Origin of the sequence: Bacillus sp. IT-79MI2, from assembly GCF_949768135.1 — a bacterium.
GTDB classification, from domain to species: Bacteria; Bacillota; Bacilli; order Bacillales; family Bacillaceae_G; genus Bacillus_A; species Bacillus_A pseudomycoides.
Genome location: NZ_CATKPV010000095.1, coordinates 49596 through 69300 on the forward strand (window position 1 = coordinate 49596; position 19705 = coordinate 69300).

General features: G+C 37.6%; 20 protein-coding genes. 14 read left to right on the plus strand and 6 right to left on the minus strand.

Features of this window, described 5'->3' with window-relative positions:
• Positions 1-2 precede the first annotated feature (2 nt).
• Positions 3-209, plus strand: a complete 207-nt coding sequence (locus ACM6HU_RS23260; protein ID WP_016116606.1) for a hypothetical protein — start codon at positions 3-5, stop codon at positions 207-209.
• A gap of 13 nt (positions 210-222) precedes the next feature.
• On the opposite strand, the gene ACM6HU_RS23265 is transcribed toward ACM6HU_RS23260, so the two are convergent.
• A complete protein-coding gene (locus tag ACM6HU_RS23265) occupies positions 223-1056 on the minus strand; it encodes a DUF2785 domain-containing protein (protein WP_016116605.1) in 834 nt (277 codons plus the stop codon).
• A 190-nt stretch (positions 1057-1246) separates the two neighbouring features.
• On the opposite strand from ACM6HU_RS23265, the gene ACM6HU_RS23270 reads away from it, so the two are divergent.
• The gene (locus ACM6HU_RS23270) at positions 1247-1651 is read left to right on the plus strand and encodes a DUF3221 domain-containing protein (protein WP_016116604.1); all 405 of its coding nucleotides are present in this window, start codon (positions 1247-1249) and stop codon (positions 1649-1651) included.
• A 28-nt stretch (positions 1652-1679) separates the two neighbouring features.
• Here the strand turns inward: ACM6HU_RS23270 and pepQ are convergent, their stop codons facing one another.
• Positions 1680-2777 carry a Xaa-Pro dipeptidase gene (pepQ, locus tag ACM6HU_RS23275; protein ID WP_016116603.1) on the minus strand — a complete coding sequence of 366 codons (1098 nt, stop codon included), beginning with the start codon at positions 2775-2777 and terminating at the stop codon, positions 1680-1682.
• Positions 2778-2925: 148 nt separating this feature from the next.
• Here pepQ and ACM6HU_RS23280 point away from each other — a divergent pair, with 148 nt between their 5' ends.
• Positions 2926-3609 carry a metal-dependent hydrolase gene (locus ACM6HU_RS23280; protein ID WP_016116602.1) on the plus strand — a complete coding sequence of 228 codons (684 nt, stop codon included), beginning with the start codon at positions 2926-2928 and terminating at the stop codon, positions 3607-3609.
• Positions 3610-3646: 37 nt separating this feature from the next.
• Here ACM6HU_RS23280 and ACM6HU_RS23285 read toward each other — a convergent pair whose 3' ends face one another.
• Positions 3647-3808 (minus strand): hypothetical protein, encoded by a 162-nt coding sequence (locus ACM6HU_RS23285; RefSeq protein ID WP_016116601.1) that lies wholly within the window; start codon positions 3806-3808, stop codon positions 3647-3649.
• A 246-nt stretch (positions 3809-4054) separates the two neighbouring features.
• Between ACM6HU_RS23285 and ACM6HU_RS23290 the strand changes: the two genes are divergently transcribed.
• Complete coding sequence (locus tag ACM6HU_RS23290) at positions 4055-5368, plus strand: DRTGG domain-containing protein (protein ID WP_016116600.1); 1314 nt, start codon at positions 4055-4057, stop codon at positions 5366-5368.
• A gap of 341 nt (positions 5369-5709) precedes the next feature.
• Positions 5710-5976 (plus strand): DUF3949 domain-containing protein, encoded by a 267-nt coding sequence (locus tag ACM6HU_RS23295; RefSeq protein ID WP_016116599.1) that lies wholly within the window; start codon positions 5710-5712, stop codon positions 5974-5976.
• Between the two features lie 6 nt (positions 5977-5982).
• Here ACM6HU_RS23295 and ACM6HU_RS23300 read toward each other — a convergent pair whose 3' ends face one another.
• Positions 5983-6288 (minus strand): YtpI family protein, encoded by a 306-nt coding sequence (locus ACM6HU_RS23300; protein ID WP_006096165.1) that lies wholly within the window; start codon positions 6286-6288, stop codon positions 5983-5985.
• A gap of 439 nt (positions 6289-6727) precedes the next feature.
• On the opposite strand from ACM6HU_RS23300, the gene ACM6HU_RS23305 reads away from it, so the two are divergent.
• Positions 6728-7660: a DHH family phosphoesterase gene (locus ACM6HU_RS23305; protein WP_016116598.1), complete on the plus strand. Its 933-nt coding sequence runs from the start codon at positions 6728-6730 to the stop codon at positions 7658-7660.
• 48 nt (positions 7661-7708) lie between these two features.
• Here the strand turns inward: ACM6HU_RS23305 and ytrI are convergent, their stop codons facing one another.
• Both ytrI and ACM6HU_RS23315 read right to left on the minus strand, forming a co-directional pair.
• Positions 7709-8212, minus strand: a complete 504-nt coding sequence (gene ytrI, locus ACM6HU_RS23310) for a sporulation membrane protein YtrI (protein WP_016116597.1) — start codon at positions 8210-8212, stop codon at positions 7709-7711.
• Positions 8209-8544: a YtrH family sporulation protein gene (locus ACM6HU_RS23315; protein WP_033671552.1), complete on the minus strand. Its 336-nt coding sequence runs from the start codon at positions 8542-8544 to the stop codon at positions 8209-8211. The genes ytrI and ACM6HU_RS23315 overlap by 4 nt, the downstream gene beginning before the upstream one ends.
• 117 nt (positions 8545-8661) lie before the next feature.
• On the opposite strand from ACM6HU_RS23315, the gene dnaE reads away from it, so the two are divergent.
• The 8 genes from dnaE (at position 8662) to ACM6HU_RS23355 (ending at position 19597) form a co-directional block, all read left to right on the plus strand.
• Positions 8662-11991 carry a DNA polymerase III subunit alpha gene (gene dnaE / locus ACM6HU_RS23320; RefSeq protein WP_016116595.1) on the plus strand — a complete coding sequence of 1110 codons (3330 nt, stop codon included), beginning with the start codon at positions 8662-8664 and terminating at the stop codon, positions 11989-11991.
• Positions 11992-12124: 133 nt separating this feature from the next.
• The gene (locus tag ACM6HU_RS23325) at positions 12125-13333 is read left to right on the plus strand and encodes an NADP-dependent malic enzyme (RefSeq protein ID WP_170927928.1); all 1209 of its coding nucleotides are present in this window, start codon (positions 12125-12127) and stop codon (positions 13331-13333) included.
• Positions 13334-13347: 14 nt separating this feature from the next.
• Complete coding sequence (locus ACM6HU_RS23330) at positions 13348-13992, plus strand: FadR/GntR family transcriptional regulator (RefSeq protein WP_016116593.1); 645 nt, start codon at positions 13348-13350, stop codon at positions 13990-13992.
• Positions 13993-14246: 254 nt separating this feature from the next.
• A complete protein-coding gene (accD, locus tag ACM6HU_RS23335) occupies positions 14247-15116 on the plus strand; it encodes an acetyl-CoA carboxylase, carboxyltransferase subunit beta (protein WP_006096170.1) in 870 nt (289 codons plus the stop codon).
• Positions 15104-16078, plus strand: coding sequence for an acetyl-CoA carboxylase carboxyl transferase subunit alpha (accA, locus tag ACM6HU_RS23340; RefSeq protein ID WP_016116592.1), 975 nt, complete (start codon positions 15104-15106; stop codon positions 16076-16078). The genes accD and accA overlap by 13 nt, the downstream gene beginning before the upstream one ends.
• Positions 16079-16206: 128 nt before the next feature.
• Positions 16207-17166 carry a 6-phosphofructokinase gene (pfkA, locus tag ACM6HU_RS23345; RefSeq protein WP_016116591.1) on the plus strand — a complete coding sequence of 320 codons (960 nt, stop codon included), beginning with the start codon at positions 16207-16209 and terminating at the stop codon, positions 17164-17166.
• 53 nt (positions 17167-17219) lie between these two features.
• Entirely contained in the window at positions 17220-18977 is a 1758-nt protein-coding gene (pyk, locus tag ACM6HU_RS23350) for a pyruvate kinase (protein ID WP_016116590.1), read from the plus strand.
• Between the two features lie 230 nt (positions 18978-19207).
• Positions 19208-19597 (plus strand): FxsA family protein, encoded by a 390-nt coding sequence (locus ACM6HU_RS23355; RefSeq protein WP_016116589.1) that lies wholly within the window; start codon positions 19208-19210, stop codon positions 19595-19597.
• Positions 19598-19705 lie beyond the last annotated feature (108 nt).

Sequence of the window (19705 nt, forward strand, 5' to 3'; positions counted from 1 at the left end):
ATATGAAGCAAATACATGGAGCAATCTACATCTACATAACAATGTTTTTCATAGGAGCATCTTATTATTTAGGACATTCATACTCGCACCCAATTGTAACTTTTTTAAGTGGGACATGTATGGCTATCGCGATTTTTGTACATCTTTTCTCAGTTTGGATTGTAAAGTTTCAACTAAATATTAGTGAAATGGAAGAAGGCACTTTTTGAGTGGCCTTCTTTTTTAGTAGTATTGGCGTAATTCCTTTAATAAATTTTCAACCTCGTTTTCGGTTTCTTTGCATATAGAAAGTGTTCGTAATCTAAAAAACAAGCTACGCAAGAGCGATTTTATATTTCCATATAACGCTTCATAAGGTTCGATAGGTAATTCAGGTTTTTGAACTTGTAATTGATTTACTAAAGAATGAAGAGCTGAGATGAGTTCTTTTTCAACTAAACCATTTTTCAGCATGGCAATGATAGGAGTGATAATTCGCTCATCTTCTTCATACTTGTAATACATTGTATGTACATTTATTTTTTCTAACAAGGTTTGTAGTATTTCAGGGTAATAGGAGGCCTCAAGTTTTGGATTTTGAACGAGTTCATCGAATGTATCGGAAACATGAGCGATGCTATGAGCCCAGCCTTGATCGTTAACATAACCTCTGAAATCATGTTCTTGGTCCATATATAACATTAATTTGTCTTTCACATCTAATATGTCAGACTGTGATAAAAAGTTATGTTTTGTATCGGCGTTTATGATTAAAGCAATTAATAGTGTTGTAAATGATCGAGTAAATACAGCGTCTGTATCGTCAGTGTTAATTTTGTAAAATAAATATTGCTCGCTTATACTTTGGGACAATAATTTCTGTAAATGCCTGTGTGTAATATGATCGTTTGTGATGAGATGATAAAAGGTCGTATAGATTAATTTATCTCGTAAATAGCCATCTGGTACACCGATATATTGAAGCATTTTTGAACTTAAATCATGAATATCTACAGTGGAATCTATAGCGTAATGATTAGCTTTTATTTCTTCTAATTGTTTTTGAAGTTGTTGCATGTAATCTCTCCTTTTTATTTAGAAAATTCTGTATTTTAATATTATGATAGAAACGGAGAATATACAAGAAATAAATACCTTTCTTCAACAAATCAATCATTTATTGAGGATTTCAAAAAAACGATTAGAGACGAACAAAAAATGTTAGAAATAGGATTGATTAATGAAGTTTCTATAATGGAGGCATGAAATGAAGAGAAACACATGGATGTTGTGTGTGTATGTTTTATTTACTGTTTCTTTCGTAATATTAATAGCATGTACACGTAATGAGCAAACTGAGAATGAGCCGGCGAGTGTGCAACAACAAACAGAACAAGGTGCTATGGAAGGATACGTTATAGTGAAAAATACGACTGTATATTTCGCTAGCAATAAAAAATTCGACACGAAAAAAGAGTTGCAGAGGTATGTGGATCAACAAAAACACATGAACATCCCAGCGGATACGATTCTACGTTTGGGTGATAAAAATGCATATAAACAGTTGAAATCAGGATATAAAATAAGAGTATGGTCTTCTCAGATACTTGAAAGTTATCCAGGGAAAATGACTGTTAATAAGTTTGAGATAGTAGAGAAAAATGATATTTAAAAAAGGTAGCGCAGTCGCTACCTTTTTCTTATTTCACAAACTGTAATTCTTTCGGGAATTTTGTTAAAATTTCTGATCCGTCTTTTGTGATATAAATATCATCTTCAATACGAACGCCACCTACGTTTGGTACGTAAATACCTGGTTCAATTGTGAAGACCATACCTTCTTTTAATGAAGATTCGTTGCCTTCTTTTACATCTGGATATTCGTGTACGCTAATTCCAAGTCCATGACCAAGGCGGTGCGGGAAGAATTCTCCGTAACCTGCATCTGCGATAACAGAGCGAGCAGCATTGTCAATTTCGCCAAGTGTAACACCTGGTTTACAAGCTTCAACCGCTTGTAATTGGCCAGCTAGTACAGTGTTGTAAATGCGTGTTTGTTCTTCTAAAATATCGCCAAATGCGACTGTACGTGTAATGTCAGAGCAGTAACCATCAATGATTACACCTAAGTCAAACAGTACGAAGTCACCGCGCTTCATTTTGTTTCCGCCTGGAATACCGTGTGGCAGTGCAGAGTTTGCGCCTGCTAATACCATTGTGTCAAAGGACATTTTATGTATGCCTTTTTTCTTCATTTCATGTTCGATGATTGCTAACACTTCTAATTCGCTACGATTTTCTTCAATTGCATTTACACCGATTTCAACAGCGTAGTCTGCCATGTGAGCTGCTTGGCGTAAAATAGAAAGTTCTTTTTCGTCTTTAATTAAACGAAGTTCGCGTACTTTTTCTTCAGCGGATTTGAAAGATGCTTTCGGGAATAATTTTGTTAATTCTTCATAGCGCTCTACATTTAAATGTTCTTTTTCAATTGCCACTGCATTTACATCAATGCCGCGATCTGCGATTGCTTTTGCAATCATATCCCATGGTTTGTCTGTATCAGTAAATCCGATAATTTCATGTGCCCAGCCAGCGTTTCTAGCTTGACCTTCTTCCATTTTAGGACAGATTAAAATCGGTTCTTTTTCTTGGAATACAAATAGACCGAGTAGTCTTTCGTGTGGTTCACAATGGAAGTTTGTCATATAGAAGACGTTTGGTGTAGAAGTTAAAAATGCAGCTTCCACGTTTTGTTCTTGTAGCCATTGCATTAAGTTTTCTAATCTAGTATTCATAGATTTGCACCTCCGAGATTTGAGTTACATATATAACTTTACATCGGATGAAAGCGTTATGACAAGTAAATCGTTGTTTGAAAAGACAGGGAATTATGAAATCATGTAGAATAAAAGGTGTGAATGTGAATAAGGGAGGAATGTAATAATGAAAGTATCTTATCACGGGCATTCAGTTGTAAAGATTGAAACGAATGGAAAGGTTATTTTAATTGATCCGTTTTTAACAGGTAATCCGAAAACAGATTTAAAGGCTGAAGATGTCAAGGTAGATGCGATTATTTTATCGCACGGTCATGGTGATCATGTCGGCGATACAGTAGCGCTTGCGAAGAGAAATAATGCGGTTGTTGTGGCACCGTTTGAACTCGCAACATTTTTAGGATGGCAAGGTGTGAATACACATCCGATGCATATCGGTGGTTCACATGTGTTTGATTTTGGAAAAGTGAAATTTACACAAGCATTCCATGGGTCAAGTTATATTGATGAAGAAAATCAGACGATTACATATACAGGAATGCCAGCTGGAATTTTATTTACGGCAGAAGAAAAAACAGTGTATCATGCGGGAGATACTGCTTTATTTTCCGATATGAAGTTAATCGGTTCTCTTAATAATATCGATGTAGCATTTTTACCAATTGGTGATAATTTTACAATGGGACCAGAGGATGCAGTGTTAGCTGCGGAATGGATTGGAGCAAAAACGGTTGTGCCAATGCACTATAATACATTCCCAGTCATCCAGCAAAATCCGCACCTTTTTGTCCAAAAACTAACATGTAGTACAGGTAAGGTATTAGAAGCTGGAGAAAGCATTACACTATAAAAAAACCCTTCATTTGAAAAGACAAGTGAAGGGTTTTTTATGTGTGTAAAATAGGTTTGAAAGTCGGTGCTTGTTTTGGTGTTTCTTTTACTTTTTCTGGTAATATTTGTTCTGGTGCTTCATTTAATTCCACTGCAACCTTTTTTCCATCAACGAAAGCTAAAAATACAGCACCTACAATTTCTAAAAATTTTTTCATTTTCATTCGCTCCTTTGTTTGATTTCTTGTCTTTATTGTACATTTGAAATGATGGACAGACTATCGAATGAGATGACAATAGCATTACACTGTTGTAAGAATGTGACCGATGGAATGTAAGAGTCATTTTGTTATAAAAAAAATAGTACAGATACATAAAAGTACAGTGTAACAGTTTCGGAAATATAGTATACTAAAAATACAACACATGAAGAATTTAGGGAAAAGAAAGTATGGTGAAACCATTTGGCTACCAAACATAATCAAATTTTAGAACATATTAATAGCCTGCCGGTAGGGCATAAAATTTCTGTGCGCCAAATTGCAAAAGATTTGAGTGTAAGTGAAGGAACGGCCTATCGTGCGATTAAAGATGCAGAGAATAAAGGGTATGTTAGTACAATTGAACGTGTCGGAACAATCCGAATTGAACAAAAGAAAAAGGAAAATATTGAAAAACTAACATATGCCGAAGTGGTCAATATCGTCGATGGCCAAGTGCTTGGCGGAAGAGAAGGATTACATAAAACATTAAATAAATTCGTGATTGGGGCCATGAAATTAGAAGCGATGATGCGCTATACAGAAGCAGGAAACTTGCTAATTATCGGTAACCGTACGAATGCACATCAACTAGCATTAGAAGCAGGAGCTGCAGTATTAATTACAGGTGGATTTGATACAGAAGATCATGTGAAAAAGTTAGCAGATGAATTAAAGTTGCCGATTATTTCAAGTAGCTATGATACATTTACTGTGGCAACGCTTATTAACCGTGCCATTTATGATCAGCTTATCAAAAAGGAAATCGTACTCGTTGAAGATATTTTAACGCCAATTGAAGAAACGTTATATTTAAAACCTAGTGATAAAGTAGCGCAATGGCATGCGTATAATAAAGAAACAATGCATGGGCGTTATCCAATTGTAGATGAAAATAAAAAGGTATTAGGGATTGTTACTTCAAAAGATATGATTGGCATCGCAAAAGAAACACCAATTGAAAAAGTGATGACAAAGCAACCGATTACAGTGAATGGGAAAATGTCTGTTGCAGCGGCAGCGCGCATGATGGTATGGGAAGGGATTGAACTTCTTCCTGTTGTCGATGAAGGCAACCGATTGCAAGGGATTATTAGCCGTCAAGATGTACTTCAAGCATTGCAAATGATTCAACGTCAACCGCAAGTTGGAGAAACGATTGAGGATATCGTCACAAATCAATTTGTGACTCCGAAAGAAGCAAAGAACGAACACAGTTATCAATTTTCTGTGACACCACAAATGACGAGTTCATTTGGAACATTATCATATGGTGTATTTACAACCGTTGTCACAGAAGCAACAAATCGCGCCATCCGTGCGCAGAAAAAAAGTGATTCGATTGTCGAGAATTTAACAATTTATTTTGTAAAGCCGGTTCAAATTGACAATGTTGTTTCTGTACATCCAAAGGTGTTAGAAATCGGTCGTAAATTTGGAAAGGTAGATGTGGAAGTGCGTCACGGAGGAGAGGTTGTTGGGAAAGCACTGTTAATGGTACAGCTGATTGATCGATAAGTATGGAAAAGAGCTGAATGAAGAATCCTTTTTTATAGGGAGGTTCATTCAGCTTTTTTTATGTATAAATACAAATTGAAAAACCGAAAGAAAGCCTATCTTTTTAGGTGGAAGAGAGGATCTTGCCATGCGTAGAAGCGGTCAGATCCTGTTTCAGCCCCATGCCAAGTGAAACCAAAAGGAGAAAATGACCTTTTGTTCTTCATAGCAGCGACTTATATGTTGGGATATTAAAAATGGATATATATATATATATAATTCCCTTCATTTGGTAATTGAAATGTAGTATAATCTAATTATCAGATAATTTGTATATAAAAGAAAAAAGGATGGTGTTCACTATGTCATCAGAGTTGCTCTTTTTTGGTGGTGTTGCATTGTTTTATTTTCTTGCCATGATACCTATTCAGTATCTTTACATTGAAGGGCTAAACGAGCAAAAACAACGAACAAAGCTTTCACAACAAGAGTTGTATAAAAATATGTCTTTTGAAGAAGAACAATTACATTTTCACGTGCAAGGAAGTCCTTTTAATATTCCACCTGCATTTGTTGCATATATGATTTTAAAAATAAAACAATGTAAAAAGCATCAGCATAAATGCTGATGCTTTTTACATTGTTTTATACGCTTCTGCTTCTTCGACTGCAAGAGGTGAGAAATGTTTATACTGACGGAATCCATTAAAAATACTTGCACCACCAAATAAGATAAATAACACGCCAACGATAATACGTGCGGTAGAGAGTTCTAAGAAAAATTGGTTTGCACCAAATAGCGCAACGAATACACCGAGCGCCATTGCGGATTTTCCAGCAAGCCATCCTTTTTCCATCGGACGATTTGTACGAAAATATTTTGTTTTATAGAAGAGATACAACATAAATGAGATGATAATACAAAAGACTAATACTGGCATGATATGATCCTCCGTTATTTTGTATTTAGGTAAATTTAAAAATAAAACCTCATCTTTTTAGGTGGGAGAGAGTGTCCGCCCAAGCATAGAAGCGGTCAGTGCCTGTTTTAGCCCCATGCCAAGTGAAAACAAAGGGAGGGAACGAGTGGAGAATCCCTTTTGTTTTCATAGCCGAGACTGATATGGCGGGAAAATAAACTGAATAAAACTGAACTGAAACCCCATCTTTTTAGGTGGGAGAGAGTGTCCGCCCGAGCATAGAAGCGGTCAGATTCTGTTTCAGCCCCATGATAAGTGAAAATAAAAAACATTATCGAAACTTTCTAACTATTATTATAAAGCAATTGTCCACATGGATAAATTATTTTCAGTTATAATGAAGGATAAAGTGAGAAAATTGATTACAGAGGTAGAAATCAATAAAAAGGAGACTATACATATGCACGAACAAATTTTAACAGCGATTAAAGAGTTTGATACGATTATTATTCACCGTCATGTGCGCCCAGATCCAGATGCATTAGGTTCACAATGTGGGTTAGGAACCATTCTTCAAGAATCGTTCCCAGAGAAAAAGATTTATATGGTTGGATACAATGAACCTTCTTTATCGTATTTACGAGTAATGGATGAAATTGATGATGAGACTTATGAAAATGCGCTTGTTATCGTTTGTGATACAGCGAACCAAGAGCGTGTTTGTGATCAGCGTTATATGAAAGGAAAGAAGCTTATTAAAATTGATCATCACCCAAATGAAGATCCATACGGGGACGTTACGTGGGTTGATACGACATCAAGTTCTACAAGTGAGCTTATTTATGAGTTTTACTCTTACGGAAAAGATAAAGGTTTAACAATCTCAAAAGAAGCGGCTCGTCTTATTTTAGCTGGGATTGTTGGAGATACAGGTCGCTTCTTATTCCCAAATACATCAGCAAGAACACTTCGCTATGCAGGCGAACTTGTAGAAATGGGAGTGGACTTTCCAGAGTTATATAATGAAATGTATAAAACGAAAGAGAAAATCGCTCGTTTAAATGGATTCATTTTACAAAACTTTACGATGACAGAGGAAGGTGCAGCTTATATTAAGCTGACAAAAGAAGTACTAGAAGAATTTGATGTACTTCCTTCAGAGGCATCTGGTGTTGTTGGAGCGCTTGGCAATATTGATGGATTAAAAGCTTGGGTTCTATTTCTAGAGGAGGAAGATGTGATTCGCGTTCGTCTTCGTTCAAAGGGACCGGTAATTAATAAATTAGCGATGCAGTATAACGGCGGAGGTCATCCGATGGCTTCTGGTGCGAAAGCATCTTCTTGGGAAGAAGCAGATCGTCTTTTCACGGACTTGTGTGAGATCTGTAAATAAAACAAGTACTTCATGTGTTAAAAACAAGAAAGGCAGGGCTCAGAAGCTCTACTTTTCTTGTTTTATGTTGATGCTAATTTCGAGCACAGTATCAAAGGAAATTGTTTCGATTTTAAAGCGGTAGCTTCGGTCATAATGTTTGTATACTTTATTTTCAATTGCTTTTATTAACAATTCTTTGTTTTTTGCTACGCTTTGAACGTTTTTTGTTACGAGGTGCTGAAGGTCTTCTTGAAGAGAAGTAATCATATTTTCAAGAGTAACACGGTCTAAATCGTATTTATCATGATTCGGAATCTCAATTTTAATTTCTTGGATCGTTAAAAGGCTTTTATTTTCCTCATTTAATTTAGTACGATCTTCCGTAAGAACATGAAGATTCTTTTTTAGCCTTGTAATTTCCGTTTCTTGAAACACAATTTTTTTTGCATAATCTTCTTGAAAAACGCCGTATATGTACAAAAAAATAAACCAACTCAAAATTCCTCCAACGGCAGCGCCACCTAAAAATAAATACCACTTTTTTGCTATTGTAGCGCTTGGAACCCTCATACATGATCCTGCGTAATCCATTTAATAATAATAAGGCCCGTTTGCATGCCGCCTGTTGCGAAAAAAATAAGTAAAATTTGTTTCACAATATCTTTTGTGGCACCTTCGAAAAAGGTTCGTTCAAAGCTATAAAATGTATCAAAAGTTCCGCCAATTGCTGCAACGAGTGCCCAAATACGTAAATTTTCTGCGAATTGATTTATGGCAGTAAGAGCTGGTTTTCCAACAAGAAATGCTCCAATTCCTCCGATTAAAGAACCACCAAGCATTACTCCAAAGGCAATAAAGTAAGTTGTAATGAGAAGAGAGAAAAAAGTTTGTCTTACATCCATCGTCATTCCCCTTTCTCCTCCATATATATGGACAAAGTATAAGAAGTATGTTTTGATTTCCGCTTTCTTCATCACCTATAATGAAAGTAGTCAAATAGATAAAGAGAGGGTACAACAGTGAAGTTTGTGCATTTACAATGTCAAACCGTTTATAGTTTGTTAAAAAGTGCTTGTAAAATTGATGAACTTGTAAGCCGTGCGAAAGAGCTTGGATTTTCATCGCTTGCAATTACAGATGAAAATGTGATGTACGGAGTGATTCCATTTTATAAAGCATGTAAGAAGAATGGCATACGGCCAATTATCGGATTAACAGCCTCTGTTTTTAGTGAGGAAGAAGAGCGATCCTATCCGCTTGTACTGTTAGCAGAAAATGAGATGGGATACCAAAACTTATTGAAAATTTCTAGCACCATCATGACTAAGTCTAAAGGCGGGATTCCGAAAAAGTGGCTTTCTCATTATGCAAAAGGGTTGATTGCGATTTCTCCAGGAAAAGATGGGGAAATTGAACAGTTATTGCTACAAGGAAGAGACGAGATTGCTGAAGAAGTAGCTCGTGCGTATCAAAATATGTTTGGAAGTTTTTATATGAGTTTGCAGCATCACGCAATTCAGGATGAACTATTCTTGCAAGAAAAATTACCACAATTTGCAAACGAAATAAACATTCCAGTCGTTGCGACAAATGATGTTCGTTATGTGAACCAAAGCGATGCGCTTGTGCAGGAATGCTTGCTATCTGTTCAGAGCGGAACAAAGATGACTGATCCAGACAGACCAAGGCTCAAAACAGACCAGTATTATTTAAAATCATCGGCTGAAATGGAAGCTTTATTTTCTCATGCAGAAGAAGCTCTTCAAAATACAGTTCGTATAGCTGAACGTTGCCACGTAGAAATTCCTTTCCACGTCAATCAATTGCCAAAGTTTCCTGTTCCATCTAACGAAACATCGGATGCTTATTTGCGCCGCATTTGTGAAGAGGGGCTAAATAAGCGATATGGGGCGGTTCAAGATGTACATAGGAAACGTTTGAATCATGAACTTGAAGTTATCTCTCGCATGGGATTTAGTGATTATTTTCTCATTGTTTGGGACTTTATGAAATACGGACATGAACATGGTATTTTAACAGGACCGGGCCGTGGCTCAGCAGCAGGTTCTCTTGTTTCTTATGTGTTAGAAATTACAGATATCGATCCAATTGAGTACAACTTGCTGTTTGAACGATTTCTAAATCCTGAACGTGTTACGCTTCCAGATATTGATATTGATTTTCCGGACATTAGACGTGATGAGATGATTCGTTATGTAAAAGATAAATATGGTCAACTTCGCGTTGCCCAAATTGTTACGTTCGGAACGCTTGCTGCAAAAGCAGCGATTCGGGATATCGCCCGCGTAATGGGGCTTCCGCCGAGAGATATTGACATATTTTCGAAACTGATTCCATCAAGGATTGGGATTACATTAAAAGAAGCACATGAAGAATCCGGGTCCCTTCGTGAATTTGTACAAGGAAATCTCTTGCATGAGCGTGTTTTTGAAATTGCGAAGCGTGTAGAAGGTTTACCACGTCATACGTCTATTCATGCAGCAGGGGTCATTATGAGTCAGGAGCCATTAACGGGAAGTGTTGCGATTCAAGAAGGACATAACGATGTATATGTAACGCAATATCCAGCAGAAGTGTTAGAAGAACTTGGTCTGTTAAAAATGGACTTCTTAGGCTTACGTAATTTAACGTTACTTGAAAATATTCTTACATTTATTGTGAACAAAACGGGTAAACAAATTGATATACGGAATTTACCTCTTCAAGATGAAAAGACATTCCAATTACTAGGAAGAGGAGATACAACAGGTGTATTCCAGCTCGAATCTGGGGGAATGCGGAATGTACTCCGCGGTTTAAAACCAAATGAGTTTGAAGATATTGTTGCCGTCAACGCTTTATATCGTCCAGGGCCAATGGAACAAATCCCAACCTTTATTGAGTCAAAGCACGGGAAGCGTCAAATTCATTATTTACATTCAGATTTAAAGCCAATTTTAAAAAGCACATATGGCGTTATTGTATACCAAGAACAGATTATGCAAATTGCTTCGCAGTTAGCGGGATTTTCACTCGGAGAAGCCGATTTGCTCCGCCGTGCAGTGAGTAAGAAAAACCGTGAGATTTTAGATCAAGAACGAAAGCATTTTGTACAAGGGTGTTTACGAAATGGATACGATGAAACATCTGCAGAACAAATTTATGATTTAATTGTTAGATTTGCAAATTACGGTTTTAACCGAAGCCATGCTGTAGCGTACAGTATGATTGGATATCAGCTCGCTTATTTAAAAGCGAATTATCCTTTAGAGTTTATGACGGCACTCTTATCCAGTGCGATAGGTAACGAAGATAAGATTGTGCAATATATACGTGAAACGAAGCGCAAAGGTTTTTATGTTTTACCGCCGTCTCTTCATAGAAGTAGTTATAATTTCCAAATAGAAGGGAATGCAATTCGCTATAGTTTGCTTTCGATTCGAAATATCGGGATGGCTACAGTGAATGCGGTGATCGAGGAAAGAGAAAGAAATCCATTTCAAGATTTATTTGAGTTTTGTCTTCGTATGCCAGCAAAGTTTGTTACGGAGCGTAATTTAGAGGCATTTGTTTGGGCTGGCTGTTTCGATGATTTTCAAGTTTCGAGAACAACTTTGTTTAACAGTATTAAGGGTGCTTTAGAGTATGCAAGCCTTGCGCGTGAATTGGGGGAAGAAAGTGTCCCAAAATCAGTATACGTACAAGGAGAAGAGCTATCTTTTATTGAACAATTAAATAATGAGAAAGAAGCGCTTGGCTTTTATTTATCCAGTTATCCAACGGCGCAGTATGCAAAGCTTGTAAAAGAACTAGAAATTCCGTCTCTTGCGCAAGCGATGAGCCAAAAGCGAAACGTACAGCGTGCGATTGTTTATGTAACAGGTGTAAAAGTCATTCGGACGAAAAAATTGCAAAAAATGGCGTTCGTCACTTTTTGTGATCAAAATGATGAAATGGAAGCGGTTGTCTTTCCGGAGACGTATATTCATTTTTCGGAGAGGTTAAAAGAAGGTGAAATTGTTTTAGTGGAAGGGACGATTGAACAACGAAATCATAAATTACAATGGATTGTAAACGGTCTTTATCCATTAGAACAAATGGATGTTTACAATGAAATGAGAGAAGCATCGATTTATGTAAAACTACCATCGCAGTATGAAAAGAAGTTGTTAAATCAAGTTACAAAAGTATTGTTTCACTATTCAGGTTTTGCGAAAGTACTAATTTATTATGAAAAGGAACATAAAATGGTACAATTATCTCGTAGTTTGTCAATTCATCCAAGTGAAGAATGTTTAGGAGCACTTCGCGAAATAGTCGGTGAGGAAAATGTCGTAGTGAAAATATAATGGACAATTTCCCTATAGTTCGATTATTATAGTAATAGCATTCGTGGTCAGACCACTTGGAGAGAATGATATCAGCAAGAATAATTTGAGGAGAGTGGATAGTTTGTCAACACTTCGTGAAGAAGCACTTCACATGCATAAAGTGCATCAAGGAAAATTAGAAACTGTATCAAAAGTAAAAGTAGAAAATGCTAAAGACTTAAGTCTTGCGTATTCTCCAGGGGTTGCAGAACCTTGTAAAGAAATTTATGACGATAAAAGTAAGGTATATGAATATACAATGAAGGGAAACATGGTAGCAGTTGTGACGGACGGAACAGCTGTACTTGGTCTTGGTAATATCGGACCAGAAGCATCTCTTCCAGTAATGGAAGGTAAAGCTGTATTATTCAAAAGCTTTGCTGGCGTAGATGCATTCCCTATTGCTTTAAATACAAACGATGTAGATAAAATTGTTGAAACTGTAAAATTAATGGAGCCGACATTTGGCGGTGTAAACTTAGAGGATATTGCAGCACCCAACTGCTTTATCATTGAAGAACGTTTGAAAAAAGAAACAAATATTCCTGTATTCCATGATGATCAACACGGAACAGCTATCGTAACAGTAGCAGGTCTTGTAAACGCACTTAAGTTAGTTGGAAAGAAAATGTCTGACATTAAAGTTGTAGCAAATGGTGCAGGTGCAGCAGGTATTGCAATCATTAAACTTTTATATCGCTATGGTGTACGCGACATTATTATGTGTGACCGAAAAGGTGCGATTTATGAAGGTCGCCCTGTTGGTATGAACCCGGTGAAAGATGAAGTTGCAAAATATACGAATAAAAATCGTGTAGAAGGTTCATTAGCGGATGTTCTGCAAGGCGCGGATGTATTTATCGGTGTATCTGTAGCGGGTGCATTGACTGAGGAAATGGTTCGTACAATGAATGACGATGCAATTATTTTTGCAATGGCAAACCCAGTTCCAGAAATTATGCCGGAACTGGCAAAAGCAGCAGGAGCAGCTGTTGTTGGAACGGGTCGTTCTGACTTCCCGAACCAAGTAAATAATGTACTAGCGTTCCCTGGTATTTTCCGTGGTGCACTGGATGTACATGCTACGCAAATCAATGAAGAAATGAAGATGGCAGCTGTACAAGCCATTGCAGAGCTTGTAGCGGCAGATGAGCTGAATGTAGACTATATCATTCCAGCTCCGTTTGACGCGCGTGTAGCGCCTCAGGTGGCGGCTTATGTTGCAAAAGCTGCGATGGAGACAGGAGTAGCTCGCCGTCAAGTAGATCCAAATGAAGTCGCTGAGAAAACAAAAAATTTAGCGTTGATTGGTAAAGAGTAAGCGAGGAATTTCTATTGACATCATCAAATACAAAAGTATATCTCGAAATTGTAAAGAAAATCCGTTCCATTATGGAAGAGGATGGTTTAGTCGCAGGTGATCGTTTACCATCTGAGCGCGAGTTAAGTGCGCGTTTAAACGTTGGGCGTTCATCTGTACGGGAAGCATTGCGAGCTTTAGAACTCGTAGGATTAATTGAAACAAGACGCGGTGAAGGAACGTTTATTCGAAACTTCTATGACAATGGTCTTGTTCAATTAATCGCACCATTTTTATTACAAGATCAGAAAACAATTCGTGATTTGTTACAGACGAAACAATTGCTTGAAAAAGATGTTATTCGAATCGTATGTGATTTACCGAAAGAAACGTTTTCTAGTGTATTAGGTATGTTGAAACAAGTTCTTAAAAAGGACGGAAGTTCAATTCAGGAGTTTCATCAAATGTTTTTCAAAACACTTATTGAACAAGTGGACAATTATTTACTATATCGAATTTGGAGAATTGTAAATGATTACGTTGCGACTCTTTCTTATGAAATTTCACTAGAATCTATAGAAATCTATAGAAATCTTTACGAAGTGTTATACGTGAAAAAAGAAGAAGAGGCGCTAAAAATTTATGATGAATTAATGGAAAACATACAGTTTCACTCGTAATGTATAAAATTTGTCGAAATAACCATGACACGTTATGACAAACAATCTATCGCATAGCGGTTAAAGTTAAACGTAAAGAGAGAGGTTATGAGTGCGTGTTCAAAAAAAGAGGATAAAGAGAACTGAGTAGCTATCTTGACCGGACTGTTTGAACATCCTCTATTAGACAGATTGAGAAGACAAGGCTAACATCGATTTTTGGTGTTAGCCACATTTTCTTCCTAACCTTAGCTCTCAACAAAGGGGGTCAAATTGTGCTAAGAGATTTATTCGTAAAAAAGAAAAAGTACGCTGCAATTCCTTCAGAACAAGTACGAAGAGATGTACCGGACGGTGTTATGACAAAATGTCCGAAATGTAAGAAAATCATGTATACAAAAGAGCTTCTTAAAAATTTAAAAGTATGTGTAAACTGTGGCTATCATCATCCTATGAATGCATGGGAACGCCTTGATAGTGTATTGGACGAAGGTTCATTTCGTGAGTATGACAAAGAGATGGTTTCGTTAAATCCACTTGGGTTCCCAAATTATGAAGAAAAATTAGAGAGTGATCGCAAGAAAACAGAATTAAATGAAGCAGTTGTGACAGGTGAAGGAACAATTGATGAAATGCTTGTTGTGATTGCAGTAATGGATTCTCGCTTTCGAATGGGCAGCATGGGCTCTGTTGTAGGAGAAAAAATTGCACGTGCAGTTGAAAAAGCATACGAATTACAAGTTCCATTTATTATCTTTACTGCATCGGGCGGTGCGCGTATGCAAGAAGGTATTTTAAGCTTAATGCAAATGGCAAAAACGAGCGTAGCTTTGAAAAAGCATAGCAATGCTGGAGGATTATTTATTTCTGTTATGACTCATCCGACGACAGGCGGTGTTTCAGCGAGTTTCGCTTCACTTGGTGACTATAATCTTGCAGAGCCAGGTGCACTTATCGGCTTTGCTGGTAGACGTGTAATTGAACAAACAGTGCGTGAGAAGCTGCCAGAAGACTTTCAAACGGCAGAGTTTTTACTAGAGCACGGTCAATTGGATGCGGTTGTGCATCGCGATGATATGAGAGAGTCGCTCCGTAAGATTTTAGAAGTTCATCAAGGAGGGGAAACGGCTATATGGCAGAGCTAGAATTTGAAAAACCAGTTGTTGAGCTAAGAAATAAGATTCGTGAACTGAAAGACTATACGAAAAACACCCAGATGGACTTCAGCGAGGAGATTCGTATTTTGGAAGACAAGCTAGAAAATTTAGAGGAAGAAATATACGGCAATATGAAAGTATGGGACCGCGTTCAAATTGCTCGTCATGCAGAACGACCGACAACGCTCGATTATATTGAGCGCTTATTTACTGATTTTTTTGAATGTCATGGAGATCGTCTATATGGCGATGATGCAGCGATTGTCGGCGGCATAGCGAAATATGATGGCATGTCTGTAACAGTAATTGGGCACCAGCGCGGGAAAGATACGAAAGAAAATATTCGTCGTAATTTTGGAATGCCTCATCCAGAAGGATATCGAAAGGCACTACGTTTAATGAAGCAAGCGGAGAAATTTAATCGTCCAATCATCTGCTTCATTGATACGAAAGGTGCTTATCCTGGTAAGGCTGCTGAAGAACGTGGGCAAAGTGAAGCGATTGCACGTAATTTATTCGAAATGGCAGGGCTTACTGTACCTGTGATTTGCATTGTTATCGGTGAAGGTGGCAGTGGTGGTGCGTTAGGTCTTGGAGTAGGAGATTACATTCATATGCTAGAAAATTCCACTTATTCTGTTATTACACCAGAGGGAGCGGCAGCGATTCTTTGGAAAGATGCAGGAAAAGCGAAAGAAGCTGCAGAAGCGATGAAAATCACGGCGGCGGATTTGAAAGAATTAGGTGTAATTGACGAAATTATTCCAGAAGCACGCGGCGGTGCGCATCGTAATATTCTAAAGCAATCAGAAAATATTGACTTAATGTTGAAAAAAACATTCGGGCAATTAAACGGTATTTCGAAAGATGAATTAATCGAAAAACGTTATGAAAAATATATGAAAATTGGGCAAGTTTCGTTTTCAAACGCTTCCATTTGGATAAAATAAGAAAAGCGTGCGTTCCATTTCGCGAATGCACGTTTTTATTGTGAAAAGACACATCTTCTCCATTGTATTTTTATATTTCTTCATGTTATTTTATTATAAGGTAAATAATCTTTATGAGGTGAGTACAAATGAAACGTATTGGTGTATTAACAAGTGGTGGAGATTCACCTGGTATGAATGCTGCCATTCGTGCAGTTGTTCGTAAAGCGATTTTCCATGATGTAGAAGTATATGGTATCTACCATGGATACGCTGGATTAATTTCTGGTCACATTGAAAAATTAGAACTTGGTTCTGTTGGCGATATTATCCACCGCGGTGGTACAAAATTATATACAGCAAGATGTCCTGAGTTTAAAGACCCAGAAGTACGACTAAAAGGTATCGAGCAATTAAAGAAATTTGGCATTGAAGGAATTGTTGTTATTGGTGGAGACGGTTCTTACCAAGGTGCTAAAAAATTAACAGAGCAAGGATTCCCGTGTGTCGGTGTACCAGGTACAATTGATAATGATATTCCTGGGACAGACTTCACAATTGGTTTCGATACAGCATTAAACACTGTTATTGATGCAATTGATAAAATTCGTGATACAGCTACATCTCATGAACGTACATATGTTATTGAAGTAATGGGGCGTCACGCTGGTGATATCGCATTATGGGCTGGTTTAGCAGATGGCGCAGAAACAATCTTGATTCCAGAAGAAGAGTATGACATGGAAGATGTTATTGCTCGTTTAAAACGTGGTAGTGAGCGTGGAAAGAAACATAGTATTATCGTTGTAGCAGAAGGTGTTGGAAGCGCGATTGAGATTGGTAAACACATTGAAGAAGCAACAAACTTTGATACTCGTGTAACTGTATTAGGTCACGTACAACGTGGTGGATCACCAAGTGCACAAGATCGTGTATTAGCAAGCCGTCTTGGCGCAAGAGCAGTTGAACTGTTGATTGAGGGTAGAGGTGGACGCTGCGTTGGTATCCAAAATAACAAACTTGTTGATCATGACATTATCGAAGCGTTAGCTCAAAAGCATACGATTGATAAAGATATGTATCAATTATCTAAAGAATTATCCATCTAATTGGCGTAATATCGAATATTTGGGAACGGTTTCATAATTTTCGGAGGTGCAATATGCGTAAAACTAAAATTGTATGTACTATAGGTCCTGCTAGTGAAAGTATTGAGAAATTAGAGCAATTAATCGAAGCGGGTATGAACGTTGCTCGTTTAAACTTCTCTCATGGTAGCCATGAAGAGCACGGAGCACGTATCAAAAACATTCGTGAAGCTTCAAAGAAAACTGGTAAAACAGTTGCGATCTTACTTGATACAAAAGGTCCAGAAATCCGTACACATGACTTCGTAGACGGACAAGCTGAGCTTGTAACAGGTGCAGAAGTAGTTATCTCTACTGAGCAAGTATTAGGAACTGCAGAGAAGTTCTCTGTATCTTATGCTGGTCTTTATGAGGATGTAGACTCAGGTTCTCGTATTCTAATCGATGACGGCCTTATCGAACTAGAAGTAATCGAGAAAGCTGACGGAAACATCCGTACAAAAGTATTGAACAGCGGAACTGTGAAAAATAAAAAAGGTGTTAACGTACCAAACGTAAGCATTAAGCTTCCTGGTATCACTGAAAAAGACGTACAAGATATCGTCTTTGGTATCGAGCAAAAAGTTGATTTCATCGCGGCATCTTTCGTTCGTAAAGCAGCTGACGTGTTAGAAATCCGTGAATTGTTAGAAGCGCATAATGCACAATTCATTCAAATCGTACCAAAAATTGAAAACCAAGAAGGTATCGATAACATCGATTCTATCTTAGAAGTTTCTGACGGTTTAATGGTAGCTCGTGGTGACATGGGTGTAGAAATTCCACCAGAAGAAGTGCCGCTAGTACAAAAACGTCTAATCAAAAAATGTAACGTATTAGGTAAACCGGTTATTACTGCAACACAAATGTTAGATTCTATGCAACGTAACCCACGTCCAACTCGTGCGGAAGCAAGTGACGTAGCGAACGCAATCTTTGATGGTACAGATGCAATCATGCTTTCTGGTGAAACTGCAGCGGGACAATACCCAGTAGAAGCAGTAACAATGATGGCGAACATCGCAGTACGTGTTGAAAAATCATTGCAATACGAAGATATGTTCAAAAAGCGTATTAAAGAGTTCACTCCAACAATTACAGATGCAATTAGTCAATCTGTTGCACACACAGCGCTTGCTCTTGATGTAGCTGCAATCGTAGCTCCAACAGAAAGTGGATATACTGCAAAAATGATCTCTAAATATCGTCCAAAATCTCCAATCGTAGCTGTAACATCTGACGAGCAAGTGGGCCGTCGTCTTGCGCTTGTTTGGGGTGTAGAAGCGTTTATGGCTGGAAAACGTGCAGCATCTACTGATGAAATGTTAGATACTGCAATTCAAACAGTTATGGATGCAGGTCTAATCGGACTTGGAGATACAGTTGTAATTACTGCTGGTGTACCAGTTGCTGAAACTGGTACAACAAACTTAATGAAAATCCATGTTGTTGGTGAAGAAATCGCTAAAGGACAAGGGATTGGTCGCAAAGCTGCAAAAGGTAAAGTAGTTGTAGCGAAAACAGCTGCAGAAGCTGTAGCGAACGTAACGAAAGGTGACATCCTTGTTACAACAAGCACTGATAAAGATATGATTCCTGCAATTGAAAAAGCTGCAGCTCTAGTTGTAGAAGAAGGTGGCTTAACAAGCCATGCGGCTGTTGTAGGTGTATCAATCGGTATCCCGGTTATCGTTGGGGTAAACGGTGTGACAACGACTTTAAAAAATGGCCAAGAAGTAACAGTTGATGCGGCGCGCGGAATTGTTTATAATGGACATGCGGAAGTGCTATAAGAAGTAATATGGAGAGAAGGATCGGAGTCCTTCTCTTTTTTTAATTTAAATACAAAAACCATTCTGAAAAAAGAAATCTTCGGTAGTGGGAAAGGGATTTCATTTTTTGTTTGATGTTTTGTGGGTTGTTTTGAGGGCATGAGGAGATCGAGAGAGTCTAATTAGGCTGTTGTTAGGGTAGCGTGAGTATCTTGCTTCCTGTAAATAGTGTGATGAAGGAGGATGAGGGAATGAAGTGGCTTCTTTTTCTTTTAATTTTAATTCCTGCTGTTGAAATAACAGTATTAATTGGATCTAGTCATTTAATTGGTATGTGGTCGACGTTTGCTATGATCGTGTTTACAGGTGTACTTGGCGCTTATTTAGCAAAACGACAAGGGCTTATAGTATTAAAGGAGATTCAATTTCGGTTAAATAGAGGTGAAATGCCAGGAGATGCTGTATTAGATGGTATTTTTGTTTTTATAGGTGGACTTCTTCTTTTGACACCAGGGTATGTGACGGATGTAATCGGGTTTATTTTTATATTTTCGGTAACACGACAGCCGTTTAAGTTCATGATGATTAAATGGTTAGAGCGGAAAATAAGAAGAAACACGACAATTATTGTACAAAAATAACACTTGAAACAGAAATGTTGTAAGTGTTATTTTTTTGTCGAAATATAAAATGTATATTTATTCATTTGTAGAAAAAGGAAGAAAAGGGATTGATATTTATGTTTAAAA

Bases quoted from the DNA above. Each gene is read 5' to 3' on its own strand.
- ACM6HU_RS23260 (WP_016116606.1), top strand. From the start codon at position 3: ATGAAGCAAATACATGGAGCAATCTACATCTACATAACAATGTTTTTC.
- ACM6HU_RS23265 (WP_016116605.1), bottom strand. From the start codon at position 1,056: ATGCAACAACTTCAAAAACAATTAGAAGAAATAAAAGCTAATCATTAC.
- ACM6HU_RS23270 (WP_016116604.1), top strand. From the start codon at position 1,247: ATGAAGAGAAACACATGGATGTTGTGTGTGTATGTTTTATTTACTGTT.
- pepQ (WP_016116603.1), bottom strand. From the start codon at position 2,777: ATGAATACTAGATTAGAAAACTTAATGCAATGGCTACAAGAACAAAAC.
- ACM6HU_RS23280 (WP_016116602.1), top strand. From the start codon at position 2,926: ATGAAAGTATCTTATCACGGGCATTCAGTTGTAAAGATTGAAACGAAT.
- ACM6HU_RS23285 (WP_016116601.1), bottom strand. From the start codon at position 3,808: ATGAAAAAATTTTTAGAAATTGTAGGTGCTGTATTTTTAGCTTTCGTT.
- ACM6HU_RS23295 (WP_016116599.1), top strand. From the start codon at position 5,710: ATGTCATCAGAGTTGCTCTTTTTTGGTGGTGTTGCATTGTTTTATTTT.
- ACM6HU_RS23300 (WP_006096165.1), bottom strand. From the start codon at position 6,288: ATGCCAGTATTAGTCTTTTGTATTATCATCTCATTTATGTTGTATCTC.
- ACM6HU_RS23305 (WP_016116598.1), top strand. From the start codon at position 6,728: ATGCACGAACAAATTTTAACAGCGATTAAAGAGTTTGATACGATTATT.
- ytrI (WP_016116597.1), bottom strand. From the start codon at position 8,212: ATGAGGGTTCCAAGCGCTACAATAGCAAAAAAGTGGTATTTATTTTTA.
- ACM6HU_RS23315 (WP_033671552.1), bottom strand. From the start codon at position 8,544: ATGGATGTAAGACAAACTTTTTTCTCTCTTCTCATTACAACTTACTTT.
- ACM6HU_RS23325 (WP_170927928.1), top strand. From the start codon at position 12,125: ATGCATAAAGTGCATCAAGGAAAATTAGAAACTGTATCAAAAGTAAAA.
- accA (WP_016116592.1), top strand. From the start codon at position 15,104: ATGGCAGAGCTAGAATTTGAAAAACCAGTTGTTGAGCTAAGAAATAAG.
- pfkA (WP_016116591.1), top strand. From the start codon at position 16,207: ATGAAACGTATTGGTGTATTAACAAGTGGTGGAGATTCACCTGGTATG.
- pyk (WP_016116590.1), top strand. From the start codon at position 17,220: ATGCGTAAAACTAAAATTGTATGTACTATAGGTCCTGCTAGTGAAAGT.
- ACM6HU_RS23355 (WP_016116589.1), top strand. From the start codon at position 19,208: ATGAAGTGGCTTCTTTTTCTTTTAATTTTAATTCCTGCTGTTGAAATA.